Below are 24,445 nucleotides of genomic sequence, written 5' to 3' on the forward strand. Positions count from 1 at the left end.
AAATGGAAAGAGTAGCTGTACTAGGTGCAAGTAAAAAAGAAGATAGATATTCAAACATGGCTGTTAAGCTATTAAAGGAGTTCGACCATGAGGTTTTTCCTGTTAACCATGTTGCCGATGAGATTCATGGGTTTTCTGTAATTAAAAGTTTAGACGATCTACCTAAGGATATTGATACCTTAACTCTATATGTAAATCCTACACTTGTAGATAAACAAGTAGACGATATTATAAAATTATCCCCTAAGAGAGTAATATTTAATCCTGGAACTGAGTCTGAAGATGCTATGAAAAAGATTGAGAAGAGTGGGATTAAGGTTGTTAAGGGTTGTACCTTAGTAATGTTAAAGACTGGGCAATACTAATTAAGTAGTAATTTTTACTAATAGTAGAAAAAAGTGTTGACATGGAGATGGAAAGCCAATAACCTACTATTCAGATGGGATTAAGGAGATATAAAATGGTATATGATTCAATAATTGATTTGGTTGGGAATACTCCTGTAGTTAAACTTAACAAAGTTGTAGAGGGGTTAAAGGGTGAGGTCTATGTAAAACTAGAAGGCTTTAACCCACTTTCAAGTGTAAAAGATAGAATAGCAAAACAGATGATTGAAGATGCAGAGAGTAGAGGGGATATTGATAGTTCTTCTACTCTAATTGAGGCTACTAGTGGAAATACTGGAATAGGGTTGGCATTTGTTGGTGCTGCTAAGGGGTATAAGGTTGTTCTAGTAATGCCGGATACTATGAGTGTAGAGAGAAGAAAACTATTAAAAGCCTTAGGTGCCGAGCTTGTTTTAACTCCAGGATCTGGTGGGATGAAGGCTGCTATAGATAAGGCTGAAGAGATTGCAAAGGAGAGGGATAAAACATTTGTTTTAAGACAGTTTGAAAATCCTTCAAATCCAAAGGCCCATAGAAAAACAACTTCGTTAGAGATTTTAAGAGACTTTCCTGATGGCTTAGACGCCTTTGTCTCTGGGATTGGTACAGGTGGTACAATTACCGGTACATCTGAAGTTTTAAGGAAAACATGGCCTGATTTATACGTAGCAGCTGTTGAACCTGCAGGTTCTCCAATTTTATCTGGAGGAAGTGCTGGACCTCATAAAATTCAGGGGATAGGAGCTGGTTTTGTACCAAAAGTATTAAATACAGAAATCTTCAATGAGGTTATAAAGATTACTTCTGAGGATTCTGGTATTATTGCTAGAAGATTAGCCAAGGAAGAGGGTTTATTATTAGGTATCTCTTCTGGTGCTGCGGTTAAAGCTGCATTAGAATTAGCTTCAAGGGATGAGTTTGCTGGCAAAAAGATATTAGCCATCTGTCCATCTTCTGGTGAAAGATATTTAAGTACGTGGTTGTACGAAGAGTAAAAGTTTAATATTAGGAGTAGATATGAGTCAAAAATTTGAAACCTTAGCACTGCATGCAGGTTATGATAGAGAGAAGGGTGATGGTACATGTGCTGTTCCTTTAAGTAGAACAAGTGCCTACCACTTTAGAGATGCAAAACACGCAAGGGACCTTTTTCACCTTAAGGAGTTAGGTAATATATATACAAGACTTAATAACCCAACTCAAGATGTTTTAGAGCAGAGAGTTGCAGCTTTAGAGGGAGGTGTAGCAGCAGTTGCCCTATCCTCTGGTACTTCCGCTATTTTTTACGCAATAATAAATTTAGCTAAAGCTGGAGATGAGATTGTAGCTACAAGTAACCTATATGGTGGAACATATACAATGTTTAACAATATACTACCGGACTTAGGTATTAAGGTTCATATTATTGAAAATGGGGATTATGAAGGTTTAAAATCAGCTATCAATGAAAAAACTAGGGCTGTTTATACCGAGACTATTGGTAATCCATCCCTAAACTTTGTTGATATTAAAAAGTATGCAGATATTGCCCATGGGTATGAAGTTCCTTTAATTGTTGATAGTACTTTTACTACCCCATACCTGTATAGGCCAATTGAAGATGGTGCAGATATAGTTGTTCACTCGTTGACTAAATGGATGGGTGGCCACGGTATAGGTATAGGTGGGATTGTTATAGACTCTGGTAATTTTGACTGGACTATTCCAAAGTTTGCTCTTTTTAATGAGCCAGAAGCGAGTTACCAAAATTTAAGATTTGCCCATGACCTAGGTGATCTAAATAAGATGGCATACGCTTTAAGGTTAAGGTTGGTTCCTTTAAGAAATTTAGGAGCAGCAATTTCTCCAGATAACGCGTGGCAGTTTCTACAGGGAATTGAAACATTGGCTCTTAGAATGGAGAGACACAGTGAAAATGCTCTAAAAGTTGCTAAGTATTTACAGGCGCATAAGGACGTGGAGTGGGTAAATTATCCAGGTTTAGAGGGTGATGAATCCTATGAACTTGCAAAGGAGAAGCTTCCTAATGGTGCTGGTGGAATGGTTGTTTTCGAAGTTAAGGGTGGAAAGGATGCAGGAGAGAAATTTATTAACTCACTAGAGCTATTTAGTCATGTTGCAAATGTTGGTGATGCTAAATCATTGGCTGTACATCCCTCTAGTACTACACACTCTCAACTAAGTGAAGAGGCTCAGAAGAAAGGAAGAATTACTCCTGGGTTAATTAGATTATCCATTGGTATAGAGAATATTGATGATATTATTCAAGATTTAGATAGAGCATTAAAAGCTTAAGATAGGCCCCTTCTTGAAAGGGGTCTTTATTCATGCATGTAAGTTTTTGTAAAAAGATAAAAAATATTTCAAAATATTACATTTTTTAGTTGCCGTATTTCAGAAACAGATTTAATATACTTCTAAATAGGAGATATTTAATGAAAAAAATTGGATTATTATTATTGATGATGGTTATTTTTGCTGCTAGTACTTTTGCAAACAGTAACAGTGAAGTTTCGAAAGAATCTACTTTTAAAATTGGAATGGTTACAGATTCAGGGTCAATTGATGACAAATCATTTAACCAAGGAACATGGGAAGGTATTGTAAGAGCTGGTGATGAGTTAGGTACACAGATTAAATACTTAAAGCCTGTTGGTACAACAGAAGCTGATTATTTGAAAGAGGTTGGAAACTTATACGATGCTGGTTATAAATTTATAGTAACTCCGGGTTTCAAATTTGAAACAACTATCTACAAAGCTCAGGAGAAATATTCAGATGCAAAATTTGTTTTAATTGATGGTATTCCTCATCCTGGAGATTATAACTCTTTAGTAAAGTTAAATACAGTTTCTATCTTTTTTGCAGAGCAAGAAGCAGGATTTTTAGCAGGTATTGCTACAGCACTTAAACTTTCTACTGGTTCAGTTGGTTTTATTGGTGGTATGGAGATTCCTCCTGTACAGAAATTTAACTGGGGATTCCAACAGGGTATAGCTTATGCAAATGATAATTTAAGTACTGATATAGCACTTGATGCTGAGAATATTATATACCAAGGTACTTTTGATAATGTAGCTGCTGGTCAACAACTTGCTGCTCAAATGTTTGATAAAGGTGTAAATGCAATTTTCTGTGCCGCTGGTGGTGTAGGTGTTGGTGCAATAAACGAAGCTAAAAATAGAGTTAAAGCGGGAGAAAAATTCTGGATAGTTGGTGTTGATGTAGACCAATACTCGGAAGGTATCTACGAAGAGAATAAGTCTGTTATTTTAACTTCTGCAATGAAGAAAATTGACAATGCAGCTTTTGATATGATTCAAGCTGAATTAAATGGTACTTTCCCTGGTGCCCAGGTATTAACATTTAATGCTGCTAATAATGGTGTAGGTATACCAGAAGTTAACCCTAACTTAACTCCAGCTATTGAGTCTACAGTAAATGATGTATTCAAAAAATTACAAAATGGTGAGTTCATTGTTTCTGATGAGAAAGGTGACTTATATAAATAGTAGTTTTAGCTATTTACTAATATAAATGAGGGGGGTCTTTGATCTCCCTTTTTTATTTATAATAGTATCCTATTAAAATAGTAGGATTTTTATATAACATCGTAACATAGGTTACATCCTCATTTTTTTCTCTGTGTTAAATTAGGTTTAACAGTAAGAATAAAGGAGATTATTTATGTCAATGTTTTGTTATCAGTGTCAGGAAGCTGCAGGAAATAAGGGTTGCACAGGTTCAGCTGGTGTATGTGGGAAAAAAGATGAAACAGCTCTATTACAGGATGTTTTAATTTATACTTTAAAGGGTGTTTCATACTATGCCCAAAAACTTAATTCTGGAAAGGTCGAGGGACAGTTAATTACAGCTGGACTTTTTAAAACTATTACAAATGCTAACTTTAATGATGAAATATTTGAAGAAGAGATTACAAAAGCATTAGCGTTAAAAGCAGACTTGAAAGCTAGAGCTATTGCAAAGGGGTTAGACTTATCAGATGCTCCATCATCTGCCTTATGGGAGCCTACTTCAGTTTCTGAGTATCAGTTACAGGGAACTTTTGCATCAATATTATCTACAAAGGATGAGGATATCCGTTCTCTTAGAGAACTTATAGTTGGTGGTCTAAAAGGTATAGCAGCCTACGTTTCCCATGCTGGAGCTTTAGAAAACTTTAATCAAGATATATATACTTTTATGTTTAAAGCCTTAGCCGCAACAGCAGATGATAGTAAAAGTGTGGATGAGTTAGTATCTTTAACACTTGAGACAGGTAAATATGGTGTAGAGTGTATGGCTCTATTAGATAAAGCAAATACTGAGGCTTATGGACATCCAGAAATTAGTGAGGTTGATCTTGGGGTTAGAAGTAATCCTGGAATACTTATCAGTGGTCATGATTTAAAAGATATAGATGAGTTATTAAAACAGACAGAAAATAGTGGTGTAGATGTCTATACTCACTCTGAGATGTTAGCTGCTCAATACTACCCCGCATTTAAGAAATATGATCATTTTGCTGGGAATTACGGTAACGCTTGGTGGGCTCAGAAAGAGGAGTTTGCTAAGTTTAACGGCCCTATTATTATGACTTCAAACTGTTTAGTTCCGCCTACTAAGGAGTATATAGATAGAATATATACAACTGGTGAGACTGGTTTTAGTGGAGTGAAACATATTTCTAACCACGATTTTTCAGAAGTAATTAATCAAGCAAAGGGTTGCAAAGCTCCTACAGAGATTGAAACAGGTAAGATAATTGGTGGATTTGCCCATGAACAAGTATTTGCTCTAGCTGATAAAGTTGTAGATGCTGTTAAAACTGGAGCTATTAAAAAGTTCTTTGTAATGGCTGGGTGTGATGGTAGACAAAAGGGGAGAAACTACTATACTGAGTTTGCCCAAGCTCTTCCAAATGACACAGTTATATTAACAGCCGGTTGTGCAAAATATCGATACAATAAGTTAAACTTAGGAGATATTGGTGGAATCCCAAGGGTATTAGATGCTGGACAGTGTAATGACTCCTACTCCCTTGTTCTTATTGCATTAAAACTACAGGAGATATTTGGTTTAGAAAGTGTTAATGATCTTCCAATTGCTTATAATATAGCATGGTATGAGCAGAAAGCAGTTATTGTTCTATTGGCCCTATTATATCTAGGTGTTAAAAATATTCACTTAGGGCCTACATTACCAGCCTTTTTATCAGAAAATGTAGCGAATGTACTAGTAGAGAATTTTGGAATATCTCCAATGGGAGAAGTTGGGGAAGATATTAAACTCTTTATGGGTGAAGCTGTTTAATAATAGGGGCAATGCCCCTATTATTATCTATATGCCTTTTCTATTTCCACTGCTATATTAATTAGATTATTAATATAGTCTGGATCTAGAGGATTTAGTGTTGTTACTTTTCCATCTATAGCATCGGCTATAATTGAGGCGCTTTTTTGGGAAAACTCAGGTTGTACAATTATCATTTTAACATTAGATTTTTGGGCCTGATCAATAATTTTCTCTATTATTGAAGGGGTAGGCTCCTTACCTCCTGTCTCAATTGCAATCTGTTTTAAGCCAAATTCATCGGCAAAATATCCAAAAGAGGGGTGATATACAAATAGGATTTTCCCTTTTAATGGATCTAATATTGTATGTATTTTAACAATAACATCATCTAAATCTGATACTAGACTGTTAAATCCATTTAAATACTCCCTCTCTCCATCTGGATCCAGTTCTATAATGGCATCTAATATGTTTTTAGCCTGTATCTTAGCAAGAGTTGGGGATAGCCAAACATGGGGATCAAGTGCTTCATCATGGTCTTCATCATGGTCTTCATCATGGTCGTGGGATTCAATTGACCTTTTGATAATTCCAGCAGAAGTATCAATAACCTTTAATGAACTAAGTGTCTCTAAAACCTTATCTAAATATGTCTCTTCAAAGGGTACACCTGTTGTAAATAGTGTATCAGCTCTACTTAGTCGCCCTATTTGGCTGGGTGTAGGTTGGTATGTCGCTGGGCTTTTCCCAGGTCCTACAAGGGCATAGGATGTAATCCTATCTCCACCAATTCTATCAACAAAGTATTTTTGTGGTAAAACACTGGTAAATATTGTTAACCCTTTACTTTCCGTCTCTAAATTACTGCTGGCAAAAAGTCCTATTGGTAGTAGCAGTAATGATATAAACAGTATAGATATTTTTTTCATGTAGTTTCTCCTTTTGTTTTAAATGCAAATTAGTTGCATTTAGAGTATGTAAAAAGTGGATATATTGTCAATAACAAAATTACTATTTAGAACATTTATCACAAATTCCTGAAAATTGCATTGATATATTTTCAATGGTAAAACCTGGACAACTTTTCTTTAAGCTGATTAGATTTTTTTCATCTATAGCTTCTAGGCAGTAGATCTTTCCACATTTTTTACAGTTGAAATGGGGGTGGACAGGATTATGTATACAGGAGAGTTCATACATTTTTGAATCATTATTACTGAAAATTTCTCTTACAATATTTTTATCATTGAATAAATTAAGTACACGATAAACCGTAACTAAATCCATATCATTATTTAACTCTTTATATAGATCATTTACTGAAAAAACTCTCTGTTTAACTATAATCTCTTCTAATATTTGGACTCGCTGTTTTGTAGCCTTCATTCCTTTAGATTTTAATAACTCTTTTGAATCACATCTGCCCATACTGTCTCCTGCATACTAGGTTAACCTAGATGTTAGCAAATTAATAAATAGTATATAACTATCATTATTTGAATGATACCCTATTTCTTCCGCTGTTTTTAGAGTTATATAGTGCTTTGTCTGCTATTTCTATTAAGTCACCAGGGTTATCATTTTTAGGATTTAAAATAGTGCAACCTATACTAATTGTAACTTGTATATCTTTCTTTAGGAATTTATCCTGAACGTATTTTCTCATTCTTTGGGCCACTTTTATTGTTGCATCCTTATTAGATTCAGGGAGAATTACAATAAATTCATCCCCACCATACCTCCCAATGGAATCGATATCTCTTAGAGTTTCTAAAAAATAGTTTGTAACCTTTTTTAGTATCTCGTCCCCTTTTTGATGTCCATATCTATCGTTAATATCCTTAAAATGATCAATATCTATCATAAATATTCCTAGGTGTAAGTTGAACCTTTGAGCTCTAGACAGCTCTTTTGAAAAGATATTAAGAATATTCCTTCTATTGTGAATAGATGTTAACTCATCCTGGGTTGCTAACCTTTCTAACTCCTCACTATGAATCTTCTCCTGGGTTATATCCCTAGCGGAAACCACTATATCCTTATCCCCAGGGGAGGTAAATGAGTTCCAAGATAACCACTTATGGCCCCCATTTTTACATAGATATCTACTTTGAAAATTTTCTAATGTGTAACCTTTTTTTATCTTCTTCATCTCCTTAGATAAAAGTTCTTTATCATCAGGGTGAATATATTTTAATAGAGGTTCATTTAATAGCTCTTCATTATTCCAACCTAGTACATCCATCCAAGATTTATTTAGCTGAATAACCCTTCCATCAGGTGTTGCAATACAAAAAAGATTACTAGATAGATCAAAAATTGCACTCCTTTGAATTAATAAATGAGTCTCCCTAATTCTCTGTTTTTTTAATCTATATAGTATGGAAAAAAGAATAATTGATGCTAGTGTTAGAATAAAAATGGAAAAAAAACGGATTTCATAGGTATGTTGTCTATAAAATGATGGTCTGGGATTTACATAGATGCTATCTTTAGGGTTTAAACTCTTTTCTATATTACTCTTATATAAGGCGGTTTCGTCAAAAATATACCTATTGGGGCTATTGGTCATAATAGGTAGTGTAGTAATATCCCTTCCATTAAGCAGTTTTATTAAGAAATTTGCAGCTTCTTCTCCTTGATGGTATCCACTAACTACCTTACCACCAATTACACCTGTGTTTAAGTAGATATCATGGAGAGCATAAACTGGAGCAAAACTCATATTAGATATTAAAGTCCCCACTTTCTTAGCAGGAATTATATGACCAAAATCATCCCTTAAAGAACTAAAAAGAAGTATAGCATCTCTCTGTGTTAAATAGGAAAACCTATTAATACTCTCATATAAGTCATCCCCTTTTAACTTTATAACTTTAATCTTAGCACTTTTTGTTTTTATATAATCCTCTGCTAATTTAACGTTGTTTATAGCTATTTTATGGTTCATACTCCAAAAAAGTATGCTCTCTAGTTGAGGGTTGTGTTGTAGTATTATATCAATTGTATCCTCAATATCCTCGCTCTCAACTATACCTGATATATTGGTGATACCATCTAATATCTCTTTATTATATCCGTTTACTCCACAAAATATTGTTGGAACCGGCCCCCAAATTTTATCCCTATACATTTTTACAAAATCTAAGGCGTCATTATCTGCAGTTATTATTATATCAAACATGTTATTAGGGTATTTTAGACTGTATAGGTCATATAAAAGTTTAAACTGTTTATCCTTATTATTTATTATGTCTAAATTTTCAATTTTAATATCTATACTAATGTTACTACTTTCTAATCTGTCCATAACTCCCTGTTCAATATTTTTTGTCCAAGAATAATTTGAGGAGTATGAATGTAGTAGAAGTATGTTTTTATCCTTAGAGCTTAACATTGTTAGAGGTAGTAATAATATAGCTATAAATATTTTTTTTATCCTCATCCTTATAATTCTATTTTAAGACCATTCCTAATTCAAGCTTATTAATGGTACATTAATGGTAGGAGTTTTGATGAAAGGTAGATTACACCCAAATAATAAACATATAGGAAGATATAATTTTAAAGAGTTAGTAAAAGTATCTCCTGACCTTAAGGATTTTTTAAAGCCAAATCCCCAGGGTGACGAAACCATTGAATTTAGTAATAGAGATGCCGTAATAAGCTTAAATAAAGCTCTTTTAAACTTCTATTACGGTATAGAAAGTTGGGATATTCCTAGTGGTTTTTTATGTCCCCCATACCTGGTAGAGTTGACTATATCCACTATGTTAATGATTTAATAAAAAATATTGATGGAGATAAAAAGGTTCTCGATATTGGTGTTGGAGCAAACTGTATCTATCCTCTTTTAGGTGTTTCTATATACCGCTGGAACTTTAAAGGTGTAGATATTGATCCAATATCCCTAGAAAATGCAAAAAGAATAGTTGGCTCAAATAAAAATATAGCGAGTAAAATAGAACTAGTTTTACAAGGTAATAAGAGTAATATTTTTAAGGGAATTATAAATGAGGACGAGTATTATCATTTAACAATTTGTAACCCTCCATTTCACTCCTCCCTTAATGAGGCTGTTCAAAGTAATTTAAGGAAAGTTAAGAATTTAAATAAAAGTAGAGAGAATAAAATCGATAATGAAATGAATTTCGGAGGCCAGAAAGCTGAGTTATGGTGTCCTGGAGGAGAAGTCTTCTTTATTAAAAAAATGATAAACGAGAGTATTCTTTTTAAGGATCAAGTTTTATGGTTTACTACACTTGTTTCTAAAAACGATAATGTTAGACCTTTAAAGCATATTGCTAGAAAGGCTGGTGCTAAGAAGGTTAAAGTTATTGAGATGAGTCAGGGGCAGAAGATCAGTAGAATTTTGGCTTGGAGCTTTTCTAATGGTGTATAGAACCAATCGGTTAATACTAAGACCCTTATTAAAAGAGGATTTAGACTCTTTTATGGATTTTTTAGTTAATAATCGAGATTTTTAGCTGTTTGGGAGCCTAAAAGGGATAACTCATATTTTGAAAAAGAGAATCTTTTAAACCTTATACAACAACAGATAGAAACTAATAATAACAAAAGTGGTATCAGTCTTGGAATATTTTTAGAAGGACAACTTATAGGTCAAATCAATATTTCTAATATAGTTTATGGCCCATTTCTTTCATGTTTTTTAGGGTATAAACTTGGTGAGAAGTTTCAAGGTATGGGTTATATGGGCGAGGCCTTAAATAAGGTGATTGATATTGCTTTTAATCAGTATAAATTACACCGTATAGAGGCTAATATTATTCCTAAAAATATAAAATCAATAAATGTTGTAGAAAGATTAAACTTTGTTAATGAAGGGCTTAGTAAAAAATACCTAAAGATAAATGGTCAGTGGCAGGACCATAGTCACTATGTTTTATTAAATAATTTACTAGAATAGTAAAAATAATTGCATTGTGTCTCTTTTACTCTTACAATTTTTTTATGAGGTTTCTATTATTAACTAAGGAAGAAAATTGTAATAAATATAAAAAAATCTTAGACTTCCTAGGTTGTAAAAATATCATAGCCACCCTATGTTATAATATCAATAATCCTCCAAATAACAACTTTGATTTTTATCTTATTGAAGACTTCCTATGGAGTGAAATAGAGATAATTTTAAACATACCATTTTTTATTAATCTAAATAAAGATAAAGAAATAGAGGGTGTTTTTTCTAATAAAAACTTTGTTGGATATTTAGATTTAACTTCAAATCCTACTTTTATATACTCAGTATTTAAGAATTCTACAGCTTTAGTTGTTGCAAATAATAAAAAGATAAGTGAAAAAAATAAAATATTATCAATGGCAATTGATAATAGCCCAATTTCTATAATGATAACAGATAGTGATGGGATTATAGAGAGTGTAAACCCTAGGGTCTGTGAAATAACCGGTTATGATTATGACTCTTTAATTGGTCAAAACCCTAGGATACTAAAGTCAGAGAACTCTGTTACAGATTACAAAGATATGTGGTTAACCTTAACTTCTGGTAGGGTATGGAAGGGTGAGTTTTGTAATAAAAAAAGAGTGGAGAGGAGTATCGAGAATCTGTTATCATTACTCCTGTTTTTGATGAAAACAGAGAAATTATTAAATATGTTGGTTTAAAAGAAGATCTTACTGGGCTTTTAACAATACAGAAGGAACTAGAAGAGACCCTAGTCTCCCTAGAAGAGACTGTTAATAAACGAACATTAGTACTAAGAAGCACTCAATCTCTACTTTTAGAGTCTTTAGCAACACTTTCTGAATATAGGGATAATGAGACTGGAGAACATATCAAAAGAACAAAACTATATGTAAAATTTCTAGTAGAATGTATTAGCAGTAGTTTAGACTATACTGAGTATGAGTTAGTTCAGCTCTGGAGTTCTGCCCCACTACACGATATAGGAAAGGTAGCTATTCCTGATAATATATTATTAAAGCCGGATAAATTAACTGATGAAGAGTTTGATATAATGAAAATGCACCCAATTCATGGAAATGAGGCATTGATGAGGGTTAGTGAGTGTAAAGATGATGATAATTTTCTGAAGTTTGCAAAGGAAATTACCCTTTTTCACCATGAGAAGTGGGATGGTTCCGGGTATCCATACGGTTTAGAGGGGGAGGATATTCCAATCTCTGCAAGAATGATGGCCTTAGCTGATGTATATGATGCTTTAAGATCTAAAAGGCCATATAAGGATCCTATCCCCCATGAAAAAGTTATGGGTATGATTTTAGAGGAGAGAGGTAGGCACTTTGATCCAGTGTTAGTAGATCTTTTTATTGAGTTTAATGGTAAATTTAATGATATTTTTACAAATTCAATGGAGGAAGTATTTAATTTTGATGATTTGTAGTTGTCGAAATGATTAAATATTAGTATATTCATATATATAGATAAGGAGATATTATGGAGCATTTAACATTAGAAAGTTTTAAGGAAAAAATCTGTACCTGTGGTTTAGATGGAAAAGAAGGTGCGGAGTGGAGTTATAAGGGTGATCTACCTTGTTTAATAGATTTTTACGCAGACTGGTGTGGTCCATGTAAAAGGGTTGCTCCAATCTTAGAGGATTTAGCTAAAGAGTTTGAAGGTAAAGTTCATATATATAAGGTAGATACTGAGGCTCAGCAAGAGTTAGCGGCTATGTTTGGTATTCAAAGTATTCCAACTCTTTTATATGTACCAATGGAAGGAAAACCTCAGTTGGCAGCAGGAGCTCCTCCTAAACCACAATTAGTACAAACAATGAAGGATATTCTAAAAATATAATTAATGGCACCTTCGGGTGCTTTTAATTATCTATCTGTACTCCTTTAATAGAGTGTAATCTAATATAGTTATATACTCTTTATCCTGTTTTATTATTCCTTGGGTAATTAGGTTTTTAAACTCCCTTGAAAGGCTAGGCCTTGTAACTGCCATCTCTTTTGATAGTTCTTCCTTAGTTTTACTTAAGATAAAACTCTTTGAATTTACTTTTTTAGACTCTTGTAATAGTATAGTGGCAATCTTCTGCTTTATATTATTAAGTTGCAAAAAGTTTATCTTTTTAGATAAAAAATCCACCTTTGTTGACATTACCGACAGTGTATTTTCCAGTATATCTTGATTCGCCATACAGCAGCTTAATAACATCTCCTTAGGTAGTAAAAAAACTTGACTATCCTCTTTTGCAAAAAGAGTAACAGGAAGTTTTTGATTTTTAGAAAATAGAACGGGGATAGCAACTGGTTGATACTTCCCAAACTCCTCCATATTGATTATTTTTCCATCATCTGAAGCCATTTGAGCTTTTAGCTTCCCATCAATAACAATAATTAATTTATCTAAAACTTGACTCTGAAACCAAACAGTCTCCCCTTTTTTAAACCATTTAATAATTGGTTGGTGGGACGTTAATATCCTGTTTAATTGGTTAATATCAATATTCTTAAATATTGGTGATTCTGCTACTGCTAATAACTCTCTTTTTTCCATTTTAACCTCTAATAAATGGTACTTTTTTTGTATATATTAGTTAACCTCTTTATGATACTCTATTTTAAAAAAGGAGATAAAAATTGATTAACAAACTAAAAAAAATAGCTATTATTAGCTTAGCGTTACTAATTTTTTCAGGTTGTACAACAACTAAGAGTGAAACAGCAGAGAATTATGAACCAAATATTCTAGATGTTTATGGAACATATGAGGCTGGAGAGTATGTAAACAAGTATTACGGATTTAAACTAGATATCCCAGAATCCTATACTATTCATGATGATGAGACTAAAAGATATGTCGAGGAGTTAGGGTCACAGGTATTTGATGTTGATGGTGAGTCATCAGTAGACATCCAAGAGATTATGGCTGTTCAGACATATAATATTTTATTAGCATCAAAATATGCTTTTGGTGAACCTGTAGAAGAAAATATACTTTTTCAATTAATTAGTGAAAACCTAACATACTCCCCTGGAGTTGAAAATGGTGAAGACTACCTATGGCATGTAAAAAAACTACTTAAGGAAGGTGGTCTTAATATTATTGATGAATCAGAAACTGCTACAGAAACTATAAATGGTGTTGAGTTTTATACTTATAGTTATGGAATGGTTATTCAGGGTTCAACAATATACCAAAATTGGTTTTGTAAAAAGGTGAATGATCATATGGTATGTTTTGCATTAAGTAGTGTAACAGATGAAGGTTATGCCGAGCTTTATTCAATTTTAAACACTCTTGAATTATTAGATCAAACTTCTATAAATTAAGGAATGGCTGTTGCTAAAGGTCATAAGGTTTTAGCAACAGCTTTTTTATTTATAATCTATTAACATCATACTCTTTATCTTTTAACAAATTTATTAAACTACCATCTCCAACTAAATGGCCGGCACCAACAACAATAAAGTAGTTATCATTGGTCTCTAGGAATCCCTCTATCGCTTCTAACCAGTTTTTATTTCTTTGATAAAAGAGCAGATCTAAAAACTCATCACCTTTTGATAACAATAAAGATTCATCAATTATATTTTTTATTCTTTTTGTATCTCCCAATTTCCAAGCACTTATTAAATTCTCATAATAGTCTCCAAAAGTATTTACATTATCAATTGTGGATATTAACTCCGCAATTTGATACTCCTTTGGGTAAGAATCCCTTAGTAATATCTGAGACTCTGCAGACTCTAGGTACATAGTATCTAATCCCATTTCATCAGCCACAGCCTGTAAGTGAATATCTACTCCATTCTCAGAACTATATCCAAATTCTTTAGTCTTATAATCCGAAATTACTGCTGAAACCATCCAGGGCTTAAATATCCTAATATGTTCGAAAGTCATATTGTACGGAGTTAAAATCTCTGTTATTTGTCTCCTATGATTCTCATCTACATAATTAGCAAGATCATCATTATCTGGGAGTAGGGATGTCTCAATTATAAACTTTTGAAATTCTGGGGTGGTAGTTAATGAAGCATCAGCTTCTAATACAAAGTGATCAGAATTTTCTATAGCCTGATAAAAAGAATCATCTAAAGGGTAGATATCCCCAGGGGCAATATGAATTGAACCAGCTATATAAATAGACCTATCCCCATTTTTTAGTTCCCATAGTAGTGGTCTTACATCATTACCCTTTAAGACTTTATCAGCCGTACTTGAACAAGATATGCTAGAACCTATAACTATGGTCACTGCACACATTGTAATAATTTTTTTTATCAATAACTTAATTTTATACATACTTTTCCTTTAAATTCTATTAATTAAAAAAATAGAGTTTATTATTATATTATCTTGATTTTCAATAAATTCAGTGTCTTCTATAAAAATGATTGTTTTATTATTAATTATTGATTTCCCAGACTGTATAGTAACTTCTAAAATTTCTGAGGTTGCATAACTTCCTTTATCTGTCTTTATGGTTAAAGAAAAAGTTGTCGTCGATATATCCACATTTCCTGTATTACTAATTTTGTAATTTAATAAGCATTCCTTTTTCTCGGTATCCTTATTTAAGTAAACCCGATAACTCTCTATTCCAACATCCCCTGTTGGATACCAGTCTTCAATATTATTACAACTCATGACTGAGATGATAAATAACGCTAAAAATATTTTTTTCAATTTTATACTCCTAAAATTCTATGTCGTAACTAGTTGCAATTTCTGTGTTAGGATTAATGCTCCCTGAGTCAAACTGGCTGTTTACCCCAGTATTAATTGCTAATTTATCAATGTAATAAAAGAAACTAAAATTAATTGACATGTAGCTTGTAGTATCATTCCATTTTGTTTTGTTAAAATCGGTCTTTGGTAAATATATACTGTTTATAAATTTGATATTATATCCAAGTTTATCATTTAATACCTCTGTTATCCCCCCATTAAAGCAGATTACTCCTAATGTACTAACAGTTTTAAACCTACTTTTTTTAAATAACCTAAGAGTATAGTCAATTGATAGATTTAATATTGTTGGATCAATTATTTTTGAAAGACTAATCGCAATATTAGGTTTATGATATCCATCACCACTCATTATATTACGCACGTTAGCTTGATAATTATTATGAATTCCTAATGGATAGGAATAACCAAGATCCCCTCTAATCCAGTAATCTCCAAAGTTTTTATATAGACTCAAGCTTGCTCCACAATCACCTAATGCTAAACCATTTTTCGTTTTTCTAGTGGTAGTTACTCTTGAAAATTCCTGATTCAAAGAGATAGAAAGATAATTCATATATTTATAAGAAACAGATAAATTACTATCTAAATAGATGTCATAGGATGTATCACCATTTACACAATTAAAAGATAGGCCAATACTTGGGGTAATTAAGTGTTTCCTACGTTTCTCAACACCCAAACGTTGGTGATCTTCTGCTGAAATATTAACAAATGATAATAAAAGCATTATCACCATGCTCTCCTGTGTAACAGATCTATTCTTCTTAGATTAACATTAACCGCTTTTTCTAATGTTTTTTTATCACTATTTTCTGTTTGTGATGCAACAATAACAACTTTATTTGACCATCTGTCATTAAATTGTTTTACTGATAAAACTTCAATGCCTCTTGCAGGATCAGCAGTAACAATCCTAAAATCTCTATATCCTAAAAACAAAGCAAAATGTTTATTTGGATAATCATAATGGACAATTATAGGATAATATTTTTCAGAGTTATTTATAAGCTGATCTAGAGTCATTTCATATGACTTGGTAAGTAGTCCATATTCACTAATAAATTCTGAAATATCATTTAAATTAACGGTATATTTACCATCTTTAATTTTTTCGAGAAGTTCGTATTCATTGCACTTTTTTCTCCAATATATATCTAATAAACTTGAAGTTATTGATGCTCCACATGAATTATCATAACCTTGTTCATGAACATATTTAAACTTTAAATCTTCTTTAGGGATAACTAAGGATACTAACTCAAATGTTAATTTAGTCATGTATATCCTCTAAGATCTCAAAGTGTTTACGATCCCCTTTAAAGTCTCCAATCAATTTATCTAAATATAATAAATTGAAAATAACTGTATAACTAACCATCAATCTTAATGGCATATAATCATAAATAAATATTGAAGTGATATATAAAATAGCTGAACCTATTAAATAGAGTAGTACATCACCTTTATATGACTTATTCCAACTTTTTTTATAGATAAAAATTTTAACCTTATATCCTTTTAAGCTCAACCATATTTTAACAATCCATTCTGGAATAAGCCATGTTAGAAAAATAGTGTCTATATGTAAATAAAATATAAATACTAGTAAGATATGTATAATAAAATTAGGTATATGTAGGGTATTAGCTTAAGAGATTCACTCTTAAGCTAACTAAGCATTTTTATTCAACTATTTCACTTTTTATATAGTTTATTAATTTTGATATAAGCTCTCCAATACCTGCTACTAAGCTAATAACAATAATAAGTTTTATACCTAGTGTGGATTTTGAAAATAGACCATTATTTACACCGTTATATATAAAAAGTTTATCAGAACTTAAAATAATTATCATAAAGATAGTTTCAGATAGGGATGTTACAAAATCTAAAACATATAGGGACTTTGTTTTTATCTCCTTCTTTAGAAGTTTAAAATGATAATATACTTGAAGTAGACCTAAAGCTGAAAATATATAGATATACCCTGAAAAAACATCCATATTGATTCTATTGCCAAGGCTTAAACCACTTTTAAGGAATTGATTTTCTAGGAGTTGTATAAAATCGGGATATAAATTTATTAGAGTTATAAAAATAGGTATAAGAATTATTGCTATAATAGACTCGACTTTAGACTCTGTCTCCTTGGAAAGGGTTATGGATTCTAACTCTTTTACACTCCAATCTTCCTCTAGATCAACCTCTTTATCCTTTAGGAATTTAGTGATAATTATAAATATAACAGTTAAAAAACCAATTCCGGAAATTGATGCTTGTATGGTGTTTATTGGAAATTTAATAAAAAGTCTAAATATCTCTATTCCTTTTGGATTTGTTGTAAATAGGTTAACAATAAATATTGTAAAAAACGAAATTCCTATAGAGCCTACAATAATCTTAAGTATCATAAAATATAGGTCAGTAAATCCAGAGCTAATTACCTGGGGAGTTCCTATATATTTTTTAGCTACTCTACCTGGAGTTCCAAAATCGCTAATTGCTTGATTTATACTCTCTGGAGTTGGATCTGTACCATATTTCTCTTCAATCTCATCTAAAATAAGGGATTTCAACTCCTGTTTAATCTCTTCTCGACCCTTTAGGGGTAATTTTTGTCCAATAGCGTATATATACTTATCAATTATTTCCATTTTTTCCCTCTCTTTTTGAAAAGCTTTCAATTATAGAGTTGGTTTTTACCCAACTACTGTAGAGTTTTTCTCGTACCTCTACTCCTAAACTACTTATTTGGTAATACTTTCTAGGTCTGTTATCCGTTGTATCCCAAAAGCTCTCTAGTAACCCCTGTTTATCTAATCTTCTTAATAGTGGGTAAAGTGTGTTTTGTTCAATTTCTATACCCTCTCTATTTAGATCGTTAACAAGGGAGTATCCATAACACTTATTTGTTGTATTAAAAAGAACGGATAAAACTAGAGTTCCTCTTTTTAGCTCTTGATTCAGGTTTTCTATGATCTTTTCTCTCTCTTCCATACTTTCCCTCTATTTATATAATAGTGTGTGATATACAGTATTGTCAAATAGTAAACAGTGTAAACTAGTAAAGTTATGCGATAAACGGATAGCCATCAATATCTTTTTTACAACTCTCCCAATGAATCTTCCCATTTATCTTTGACTCTACGGCTAGTGCCACAGCTACAGACATAATTTCATGATCATTTTTGGGTTTTATTTTAAATGTATAACCCCTAATCTCTATGGCTTTTATAAGATTGTTTATTGAAGGTATGGATTTTTTTACCAAAAGAACATCTTCATAATTGTAGTTGTCTAGGGCTAAAAAGGCTCCTGGATGACACTCGTATAAAATAGGTTTTATATCTAAGAAACTAAATAGTCGAGTTAACCTTATTCCCCTTGATGTTAAGTATATCATTCTACTATAAGTTGGTGGCATAACACCTATTTTTGTAAAACCAAAACTATTTAGATAAGTTCTTAAGTCTCTATCTGACTCCCTATATCCTCCTTGTTGAGAGTAGGATAGGGGTGCATCAATTCCAACGTATTTTGCTTTATGTTTAAAAAGAAAATTAAATAACTCATCATCAGAAAACCCACTATAAACTTTTATGTTCTTATCTTCTATAAATGATATAGCTGTATCTGTATGGTTTTTAGGGCCTGCTAGATCTATACCTATAATCATAGTACTCCTTTTATATTAACCCTTTCAAGGAATTCTGCTATCCACATCTTGTAAGTAGGGGGAATTAGCTCCTGATTAAAGGTGATTATTATTGTAAATAGATCCTTTCTTGTATTAATATTATCAACCCTTGTAATCTCTCCCATCATTTCTCCAATTCCATCAAGTCCATTATATTTTATTAATAAAAGGACGCTTGTTTTCTCCTTAAACTCTTTTTTATCCCCTACTATAATTATTTTTGCACTAAATATTGATATCTCTGTTAAAATACATCTTCTTCCCTTTCCTGAGATAAATAGAAAATTTTCCATACTATTTCGTAATAATGAGTTGCAATTTTGGTTGTTTAATACAAATCGCTCTTCTGCTCTCTTATGTTTATTTTCTTGATCCTGTATATATGTCCCTAAAATACTAATTAGGTCGTTTGGGGCTCTATTTATAAATTCAAAGGTTGCAAAATAGAGCTCTTGTTCCTGGTTACCATAGGGGACTAAACTTATAATTTTTGAGTTTATATAAAAGACTATATTACTCTTCTCTGTTGGGATTTTAAAGCAGTATTTTATTGCTAGGTTATTTCTATTTTTTTTTAAGAATTCTATTTGAAGTGGTGTCAATTTTATTATAATCCTTGAGCTTGTTAGTGATGAAGAGTATAAAATAGATGGGAATTTCCTATCCCCAACCTTTAAATATATTTGATCAACTTTTAATCCTAGGGATCTAATAACACTTTGATTAAATGTAATATCGTGGTCTTTATGATTATTATATATATCATTTAATCGACGTCTCATTAAGTAATTCTATAACTAAAAATAGGTATATACAACAAAAATGAATCTGTATCTTATATTTAAAAAAATATTTGAATTACTAACATTTGTAGTTTAAAATTCTAAAGGATAGGAGTATGTAAATGAAGATAAGTGAAATATATAAAGATAGTAGTTATGAGATAAGTATGAAGGCACAAATGTTAGGTATAATTGAGATAGGATTAATATGCTCTCTTTTCCCTGTATTAATATTAAACTTTGTTTCTAAAAATTTTATGAATGTAACTTTGTTTGTTATTGTTTTATTTCTACTAATATACTCCTTTATCAGTTTAAAAAAGGGGAAATATAATAGATCAAGTAAGGTAACTGTAATAAGTGTAGCGGTTATTCTTCTTTTATCAGCTGTTTTAGGTAAAATATCTGGGGAGCAGCATTTTTATGCCCAAGCTGGAACAGGGGTTTTAATAATACTTCTTTCATCTATTTTTATTCTTAGTAACCGAATTAATTATATTGTTGTATTTACTTATTCTGCTCACATTATAATTGATATCCTACGTAGAATTATTAACAATGAGTATACCGAGTTAACTAGATCATTATCCCAGCAGTTAGTAGCACCTATTGTCATTTATGTTCTAAGTGTTCTAATTCTTATAAATTATAAAAAAATTGTTAAAGGTGTTATAGATAAAACCCTCCTAGAGATAGAAAATGGTAAAGTTCGTGAGACTTTATTAAAGGATATAATTACAAAATCAAATGATCAGCTGTCTAAAACAGATAGTATTTCAAAAAATATAGAGACTTCAAGGCTCTCTTTAAGTGGTATAAATGAGAGTGTTAGCTCTGTAAAAGGTAAGGTTGTCTCCCTAAATGATAAATTTTCTATTTCTGAGGACTCCCTAATGCAAATCTCTGATAGTTTAAACAGGTTAGATCAAATATCAGATAGCCAAGCATCACACATTGTAGAGACAAGCGCTGCATTAGAAGAGATGGTCGCCTCCATAAAAAATGTATCCGCCATTATAAATAATAAGATGAGTTCAGTATCAAAACTTTTATCAACTGCTGAAAACGGTGCTAAGGTTATAACTAAAACAAATAAATCCTTTCAAACTGTTATAGACCATATAGATAGTATAACAGAGATGACAACTATTATATCTAAAATATCAAGCCAAACTAACTTATTAGCTATGAACGCAGCTATTGAGGCAGCCCATGCTGGGGATTCCGGAAAAGGTTTTGCAGTTGTTGCAGATGAAGTTAGAAAACTTGCAGAATCTAGTGCTGTTAATGTAAAAACAATAAGCGAGACTTTAAAAGACCTTGTAAAAGCTATAAAGGATACTGATAATAATGTAAAGAATAGTGGAGAAGCTTTTGTATCAATAAGTTCAGAAGTTAAGGATGTTAGTTCTGCTATGCATGAAATAGATCAGAGTGTTAGGGAACTCTCGGTTGGTAGCGATGAGATATTAACAGCAACATCAGGATTAAATGAGTTAACAAGTAATGTAAAAGAAGCTGTTAATGTTGTTAAGGTTAACGATGATACTGTTTCTAAAAACTTTGCAGATATGGGAAGCTTTGTAATTACCCTAAATAATAATATGGATGAGATAAATTCTAAAAGCTCTAATATTAGCATTGAAATGGATGGACTTAAGGATTTAGCCGATGACCTTAATCAGGTAGCTAACAAACTTGGAGAAGAGCTTAAATCTATCTAAAAAAATCATAAATTATCAATTAATCTACTCAATTAGGTTGCATAAGCAACTTTTACTCTATATAGTTGCATAAGCAACTATTTGGGGTTTTTATGGAGAAAAAAAAGATTATAGGAAGGGATATTTCTATCCTTCACAGACATAAAAATAGGTATGGAGATACGGTCTTTAAGGAATTTAATCTAAATAATACCCAGGCCGAGGCTCTTTTATATTTAAACAGATTTCCTGGGGCAAATTTAAAGGAGATAAATAACTATTTTATGATTAACAAGGCTTCGATTACAAAAATTGTTAACCATTTAGAGATTTTAGGTTATGTAAGCCGTAGGTACAACAAACAGGATAAGAGAGAGTGTGGTGTATATTTAACAGATTCTGGTATTGAATTGATTCCAGAACTGATTAATAGACTTCAAAAATGGGAAAATATGTTGCTTAGTAACATTGAAAGTAGAGATGTAGAGAAGCTTCGGGATCTTCTATTCCAAATGGTAGAAAATATAACAGTAATGGGGTTAAAATGAATAAAAAAACAGAAAAACTTGGTAATATGGATGTTAAAATATTAATATTAAAAATGGCTCTGCCTGCAATGATATCTATGATAGTTCAGGCTCTTTATAATATAGTAGATAGTATCTTTGTTGCAAGAATATCTGAGAAAGCATTAACAGCTCTATCCCTTGCATTCCCTATTCAGATGATAATTGTATCGATATTTGTAGGCCTAGGGGTTGGAGTAAACTCATATATTTCTAGGAAACTAGGTGAGGGTAAGAAGGATGAAGCTATAAATACAGCTGAACATGGACTTTTAATTGGAATAGCAATTTGGAGTCTACTTGCTATATCTTCATTTATTTTGCCTAAGTTCTTTTTTAAGCTTTTTACAGATGATCCAGTAATTATTAAATACTCTGTCCAGTATACAAGAATTGTGATGTTATTTTCATTTGGAAGTATACTAACCGAGGTTTGTATGAACATTTTAAGGGCTACAGGGGATATGATTAGCTCTATGAAGATTCAGCTACTAGGAGCTCTAATAAATATTATTTTAGATCCAATTTTTATATTTGGATTTCTTTTTATTCCTGCTTTAGGTGTTACAGGAGCTGCTATAGCAACTGTAATAGGACAGTTATGTGCTATGGCATTTGCACTAACCCTAGTATTAAAAAACAAGAAAGGTTTAGAGCTGGATTTTAGTAAGTTTAAGTATAGTTTAAATATAACTAAAGAGATCTTTAGAGTTGGAGTCCCTGCAATTTTTATGCAACTGTTAGGATCATTTATGTTAACTGGTCTTAATTTAATACTAGCTGGAATATCCTCAACATCCGTAGCTGTTTTTGGGGCTTATTTTAAGCTGCAATCCTTTATCTATATGCCTGTTTTTGGCTTGAACCAAGGGATGATGCCTGTAGTAGGGTATAACTATGGAGCAAAAAAGTATGATAGGGTAGCCTCTGCTGTAAAGTATAGCGTAATCTATGCTGCAGTAATAATGTTATTTGGTTTTATACTTTTTCAACTCTTTCCAAGACCTCTTTTAGCACTCTTTAATAGCTCTGAACAAATGTATGAAATAGGGGTTGTTTGCCTTAGAACAATAAGTTATGGATTTATATTCTCCGCGGGAGGAATAGTTTTATCAACACTCTTTCAAGCCTTAGGAAAGGGGTCAATAAGTCTTTTTCTATCTTTTGCTAGACAGATTATATTTTTACTCCCTCTAGCCTTTGTTTTTAGTAGGATAATGGGAGTACAAGGAGTATGGTTAGCCTTTCCTATATCGGAAATATTATCACTGTTCATAGCTATCTTTTTTACCTTTAAGGTTTTTAAGGGTATGGGAGAGGGGTCTTTTGTTAAAAAAAAGTATGCATAAATATTATGTTTAACCCTAGCAACAAAAAGATTATGGCTTTATGAATTACTAAATGTTAAAATATATATATGAATACTAGAGCCCTACAATGTTTTATTAAGGTTTATGAAAAAAAGAGTATAACCGCAGCAGCTAAAGAGATATACATCTCTCCCCAGGGGCTTAGTAAAATTATTAAGCAACTGGAGATAGAGCTTGAAACAGAGCTCTTTTTTCGTGGCTCCCATGGTATGGAGTCTACAGAGTCTGGTGAGTTACTCTATGCTAGGGCTAGGCATATTTGTTATCTAATGGAAGATATAAAAAAAGAGATAGGGATTATAAATGGAAGTCGAGGTGCTTTAAATGTAATTGTTTCAGCATCTGCTACCTTTTTTATTCCGCTAGATTTAATATATTCATTTTCCGATGAGCATCCAAATCAACAATTAAAAATACAAGACCACCCAGATAGCTTCCCTATAAATGATCTATTCCAAGAACAGGCTGATGTAGGCATTATTATATGTCATGAGGGGATAGATAATTGTAATTATAACCTACTTCATAGGGGAGAGATTGTCTTAGTTGTTTCTAAGGACCATCCTTTTGCTATAAAAGATGAGGTCTCTATAACAGATCTGGAGAACGAAATGCTTGTTTTAAAGGCAATTGACTCTGGTAAAGATCATATATTAATCGAGAAGTGTTTAGACCTTGGTATAACTCCAGTAATTAAACATGAGAGTGAGAGTCTATCTACAATACACCATCTGTGTGAGAGTCAGAATGTTGTTGGTGTATCAATAGACTTTGTTGAGGATAAAATTTCTAATGATAGGATTAGAGTTATTAGACTTAAAGAGGTTCTTCCAGTAAACTTGTATTTTATATCAAAAAATCGTGAAGTAGAAAACAGATCTATAAAGCTCTTTTATGACTACTTAAAACAGAGTAAGGGTTAGTGAATAAT

At 32.0% G+C, this 24,445-nt stretch carries 26 protein-coding genes and 2 pseudogenes; 15 read left to right on the plus strand and 13 right to left on the minus strand.

Annotated features, from left to right (window positions below):
• Positions 1-2: 2 nt before the first annotated feature.
• The 5 genes from EW093_RS11175 to hcp all read left to right on the plus strand — a co-directional run bounded on the left by EW093_RS11175 (position 3) and on the right by hcp (position 5,699).
• On the plus strand, positions 3-365 hold the full coding sequence (locus tag EW093_RS11175; protein ID WP_149568489.1) for a CoA-binding protein: 363 nt from the start codon (positions 3-5) through the stop codon (positions 363-365).
• A 95-nt stretch (positions 366-460) separates the two neighbouring features.
• Complete coding sequence (gene cysK / locus EW093_RS11180) at positions 461-1,381, plus strand: cysteine synthase A (RefSeq protein ID WP_149568490.1); 921 nt, start codon at positions 461-463, stop codon at positions 1,379-1,381.
• A gap of 22 nt (positions 1,382-1,403) precedes the next feature.
• Entirely contained in the window at positions 1,404-2,681 is a 1,278-nt protein-coding gene (locus EW093_RS11185) for an O-acetylhomoserine aminocarboxypropyltransferase/cysteine synthase family protein (protein WP_149568491.1), read from the plus strand.
• A gap of 140 nt (positions 2,682-2,821) precedes the next feature.
• Complete coding sequence (locus EW093_RS11190; protein WP_149568492.1) at positions 2,822-3,898, plus strand: BMP family lipoprotein; 1,077 nt, start codon at positions 2,822-2,824, stop codon at positions 3,896-3,898.
• Positions 3,899-4,073: 175 nt separating this feature from the next.
• Positions 4,074-5,699 carry a hydroxylamine reductase gene (gene hcp / locus EW093_RS11195; RefSeq protein WP_149568493.1) on the plus strand — a complete coding sequence of 542 codons (1,626 nt, stop codon included), beginning with the start codon at positions 4,074-4,076 and terminating at the stop codon, positions 5,697-5,699.
• Between the two features lie 23 nt (positions 5,700-5,722).
• On the opposite strand, the gene EW093_RS11200 is transcribed toward hcp, so the two are convergent.
• The 3 genes from EW093_RS11200 to EW093_RS11210 all read right to left on the minus strand — a co-directional run bounded on the left by EW093_RS11200 (position 5,723) and on the right by EW093_RS11210 (position 9,126).
• Positions 5,723-6,610 (minus strand): metal ABC transporter solute-binding protein, Zn/Mn family, encoded by an 888-nt coding sequence (locus EW093_RS11200; protein WP_149568494.1) that lies wholly within the window; start codon positions 6,608-6,610, stop codon positions 5,723-5,725.
• Positions 6,611-6,692: 82 nt separating this feature from the next.
• A complete protein-coding gene (locus tag EW093_RS11205; RefSeq protein WP_149568495.1) occupies positions 6,693-7,109 on the minus strand; it encodes a Fur family transcriptional regulator in 417 nt (138 codons plus the stop codon).
• A 64-nt stretch (positions 7,110-7,173) separates the two neighbouring features.
• Entirely contained in the window at positions 7,174-9,126 is a 1,953-nt protein-coding gene (locus EW093_RS11210) for a GGDEF domain-containing protein (protein WP_149568496.1), read from the minus strand.
• A 70-nt stretch (positions 9,127-9,196) separates the two neighbouring features.
• Between EW093_RS11210 and rlmF the strand changes: the two are divergent.
• The 5 genes and pseudogenes from rlmF to trxA all read left to right on the plus strand — a co-directional run bounded on the left by rlmF (position 9,197) and on the right by trxA (position 12,486).
• Positions 9,197-10,083: pseudogene (rlmF, locus tag EW093_RS11215) on the plus strand (23S rRNA (adenine(1618)-N(6))-methyltransferase RlmF).
• A gap of 141 nt (positions 10,084-10,224) precedes the next feature.
• Positions 10,225-10,611: pseudogene (locus EW093_RS11220) on the plus strand (GNAT family N-acetyltransferase); the annotation flags it as partial.
• 44 nt (positions 10,612-10,655) lie between these two features.
• Complete coding sequence (locus tag EW093_RS11225; RefSeq protein WP_149568498.1) at positions 10,656-11,330, plus strand: PAS domain-containing protein; 675 nt, start codon at positions 10,656-10,658, stop codon at positions 11,328-11,330.
• A gap of 170 nt (positions 11,331-11,500) precedes the next feature.
• Positions 11,501-12,070 carry an HD-GYP domain-containing protein gene (locus EW093_RS11230; RefSeq protein ID WP_281283517.1) on the plus strand — a complete coding sequence of 190 codons (570 nt, stop codon included), beginning with the start codon at positions 11,501-11,503 and terminating at the stop codon, positions 12,068-12,070.
• Positions 12,071-12,123: 53 nt separating this feature from the next.
• Positions 12,124-12,486 (plus strand): thioredoxin, encoded by a 363-nt coding sequence (trxA, locus tag EW093_RS11235; protein WP_223111598.1) that lies wholly within the window; start codon positions 12,124-12,126, stop codon positions 12,484-12,486.
• A 30-nt stretch (positions 12,487-12,516) separates the two neighbouring features.
• On the opposite strand, the gene EW093_RS11240 is transcribed toward trxA, so the two are convergent.
• On the minus strand, positions 12,517-13,194 hold the full coding sequence (locus tag EW093_RS11240; RefSeq protein WP_149568501.1) for a Crp/Fnr family transcriptional regulator: 678 nt from the start codon (positions 13,192-13,194) through the stop codon (positions 12,517-12,519).
• A gap of 83 nt (positions 13,195-13,277) precedes the next feature.
• On the opposite strand from EW093_RS11240, the gene EW093_RS11245 reads away from it, so the two are divergent.
• Positions 13,278-13,970 (plus strand): hypothetical protein, encoded by a 693-nt coding sequence (locus EW093_RS11245; RefSeq protein WP_149568502.1) that lies wholly within the window; start codon positions 13,278-13,280, stop codon positions 13,968-13,970.
• Positions 13,971-14,019: 49 nt separating this feature from the next.
• On the opposite strand, the gene EW093_RS11250 is transcribed toward EW093_RS11245, so the two are convergent.
• The 9 genes from EW093_RS11250 to EW093_RS11290 form a co-directional block, all read right to left on the minus strand.
• A complete protein-coding gene (locus tag EW093_RS11250) occupies positions 14,020-14,928 on the minus strand; it encodes a TraB/GumN family protein (protein ID WP_187759686.1) in 909 nt (302 codons plus the stop codon).
• A 27-nt stretch (positions 14,929-14,955) separates the two neighbouring features.
• Positions 14,956-15,330, minus strand: coding sequence for a hypothetical protein (locus tag EW093_RS11255; protein ID WP_149568504.1), 375 nt, complete (start codon positions 15,328-15,330; stop codon positions 14,956-14,958).
• Positions 15,331-15,340: 10 nt separating this feature from the next.
• Complete coding sequence (locus EW093_RS11260; RefSeq protein WP_149568505.1) at positions 15,341-16,123, minus strand: hypothetical protein; 783 nt, start codon at positions 16,121-16,123, stop codon at positions 15,341-15,343.
• A gap of 2 nt (positions 16,124-16,125) precedes the next feature.
• Complete coding sequence (locus EW093_RS11265) at positions 16,126-16,674, minus strand: cysteine peptidase family C39 domain-containing protein (RefSeq protein ID WP_149568506.1); 549 nt, start codon at positions 16,672-16,674, stop codon at positions 16,126-16,128.
• Entirely contained in the window at positions 16,667-16,924 is a 258-nt protein-coding gene (locus EW093_RS11270) for a hypothetical protein (protein WP_149568507.1), read from the minus strand. The genes EW093_RS11265 and EW093_RS11270 overlap by 8 nt, the downstream gene beginning before the upstream one ends.
• Before the next feature lie 154 nt (positions 16,925-17,078).
• On the minus strand, positions 17,079-18,050 hold the full coding sequence (locus EW093_RS11275; protein WP_149568508.1) for a hypothetical protein: 972 nt from the start codon (positions 18,048-18,050) through the stop codon (positions 17,079-17,081).
• Complete coding sequence (locus EW093_RS11280; protein WP_149568509.1) at positions 18,037-18,393, minus strand: PadR family transcriptional regulator; 357 nt, start codon at positions 18,391-18,393, stop codon at positions 18,037-18,039. Before EW093_RS11280 ends, EW093_RS11275 begins: the two co-directional genes overlap by 14 nt.
• A gap of 73 nt (positions 18,394-18,466) precedes the next feature.
• Complete coding sequence (locus EW093_RS11285; protein WP_149568510.1) at positions 18,467-19,072, minus strand: DUF429 domain-containing protein; 606 nt, start codon at positions 19,070-19,072, stop codon at positions 18,467-18,469.
• On the minus strand, positions 19,069-19,875 hold the full coding sequence (locus EW093_RS11290; RefSeq protein ID WP_149568511.1) for a PilZN3 domain-containing protein: 807 nt from the start codon (positions 19,873-19,875) through the stop codon (positions 19,069-19,071). The genes EW093_RS11285 and EW093_RS11290 overlap by 4 nt, the downstream gene beginning before the upstream one ends.
• 122 nt (positions 19,876-19,997) lie before the next feature.
• On the opposite strand from EW093_RS11290, the gene EW093_RS11295 reads away from it, so the two are divergent.
• From EW093_RS11295 to EW093_RS11310, 4 genes are all read left to right on the plus strand, one after another.
• Positions 19,998-21,599, plus strand: a complete 1,602-nt coding sequence (locus EW093_RS11295) for a methyl-accepting chemotaxis protein (protein ID WP_149568512.1) — start codon at positions 19,998-20,000, stop codon at positions 21,597-21,599.
• Between the two features lie 92 nt (positions 21,600-21,691).
• Positions 21,692-22,126 carry a MarR family winged helix-turn-helix transcriptional regulator gene (locus EW093_RS11300; RefSeq protein ID WP_149568513.1) on the plus strand — a complete coding sequence of 145 codons (435 nt, stop codon included), beginning with the start codon at positions 21,692-21,694 and terminating at the stop codon, positions 22,124-22,126.
• Positions 22,123-23,493, plus strand: coding sequence for an MATE family efflux transporter (locus EW093_RS11305; RefSeq protein WP_149568514.1), 1,371 nt, complete (start codon positions 22,123-22,125; stop codon positions 23,491-23,493). The genes EW093_RS11300 and EW093_RS11305 overlap by 4 nt, the downstream gene beginning before the upstream one ends.
• A 68-nt stretch (positions 23,494-23,561) precedes the next feature.
• A complete protein-coding gene (locus tag EW093_RS11310; RefSeq protein WP_149568515.1) occupies positions 23,562-24,437 on the plus strand; it encodes a LysR family transcriptional regulator in 876 nt (291 codons plus the stop codon).
• Positions 24,438-24,445 lie beyond the last annotated feature (8 nt).

The organism is Thiospirochaeta perfilievii, assembly GCF_008329945.1.
GTDB classification, from domain to species: Bacteria; Spirochaetota; Spirochaetia; order DSM-2461; family DSM-2461; genus Thiospirochaeta; species Thiospirochaeta perfilievii.

What these genes read in the sequence shown, in the direction of transcription:
- EW093_RS11175 (WP_149568489.1), top strand. Translation starts at nt 3, where the DNA reads ATGGAAAGAGTAGCTGTACTAGGTGCAAGTAAAAAAGAAGATAGATAT.
- cysK (WP_149568490.1), top strand. Translation starts at nt 461, where the DNA reads ATGGTATATGATTCAATAATTGATTTGGTTGGGAATACTCCTGTAGTT.
- EW093_RS11185 (WP_149568491.1), top strand. Translation starts at nt 1,404, where the DNA reads ATGAGTCAAAAATTTGAAACCTTAGCACTGCATGCAGGTTATGATAGA.
- EW093_RS11190 (WP_149568492.1), top strand. Translation starts at nt 2,822, where the DNA reads ATGAAAAAAATTGGATTATTATTATTGATGATGGTTATTTTTGCTGCT.
- hcp (WP_149568493.1), top strand. Translation starts at nt 4,074, where the DNA reads ATGTCAATGTTTTGTTATCAGTGTCAGGAAGCTGCAGGAAATAAGGGT.
- EW093_RS11200 (WP_149568494.1), bottom strand. Translation starts at nt 6,610, where the DNA reads ATGAAAAAAATATCTATACTGTTTATATCATTACTGCTACTACCAATA.
- EW093_RS11205 (WP_149568495.1), bottom strand. Translation starts at nt 7,109, where the DNA reads ATGGGCAGATGTGATTCAAAAGAGTTATTAAAATCTAAAGGAATGAAG.
- EW093_RS11210 (WP_149568496.1), bottom strand. Translation starts at nt 9,126, where the DNA reads ATGAGGATAAAAAAAATATTTATAGCTATATTATTACTACCTCTAACA.
- EW093_RS11225 (WP_149568498.1), top strand. Translation starts at nt 10,656, where the DNA reads ATGAGGTTTCTATTATTAACTAAGGAAGAAAATTGTAATAAATATAAA.
- trxA (WP_223111598.1), top strand. Translation starts at nt 12,124, where the DNA reads ATGGAGCATTTAACATTAGAAAGTTTTAAGGAAAAAATCTGTACCTGT.
- EW093_RS11240 (WP_149568501.1), bottom strand. Translation starts at nt 13,194, where the DNA reads ATGGAAAAAAGAGAGTTATTAGCAGTAGCAGAATCACCAATATTTAAG.
- EW093_RS11260 (WP_149568505.1), bottom strand. Translation starts at nt 16,123, where the DNA reads ATGCTTTTATTATCATTTGTTAATATTTCAGCAGAAGATCACCAACGT.
- EW093_RS11265 (WP_149568506.1), bottom strand. Translation starts at nt 16,674, where the DNA reads ATGACTAAATTAACATTTGAGTTAGTATCCTTAGTTATCCCTAAAGAA.
- EW093_RS11275 (WP_149568508.1), bottom strand. Translation starts at nt 18,050, where the DNA reads ATGGAAATAATTGATAAGTATATATACGCTATTGGACAAAAATTACCC.
- EW093_RS11280 (WP_149568509.1), bottom strand. Translation starts at nt 18,393, where the DNA reads ATGGAAGAGAGAGAAAAGATCATAGAAAACCTGAATCAAGAGCTAAAA.
- EW093_RS11285 (WP_149568510.1), bottom strand. Translation starts at nt 19,072, where the DNA reads ATGATTATAGGTATAGATCTAGCAGGCCCTAAAAACCATACAGATACA.
- EW093_RS11290 (WP_149568511.1), bottom strand. Translation starts at nt 19,875, where the DNA reads ATGAGACGTCGATTAAATGATATATATAATAATCATAAAGACCACGAT.
- EW093_RS11295 (WP_149568512.1), top strand. Translation starts at nt 19,998, where the DNA reads ATGAAGATAAGTGAAATATATAAAGATAGTAGTTATGAGATAAGTATG.
- EW093_RS11300 (WP_149568513.1), top strand. Translation starts at nt 21,692, where the DNA reads ATGGAGAAAAAAAAGATTATAGGAAGGGATATTTCTATCCTTCACAGA.
- EW093_RS11305 (WP_149568514.1), top strand. Translation starts at nt 22,123, where the DNA reads ATGAATAAAAAAACAGAAAAACTTGGTAATATGGATGTTAAAATATTA.
- EW093_RS11310 (WP_149568515.1), top strand. Translation starts at nt 23,562, where the DNA reads ATGAATACTAGAGCCCTACAATGTTTTATTAAGGTTTATGAAAAAAAG.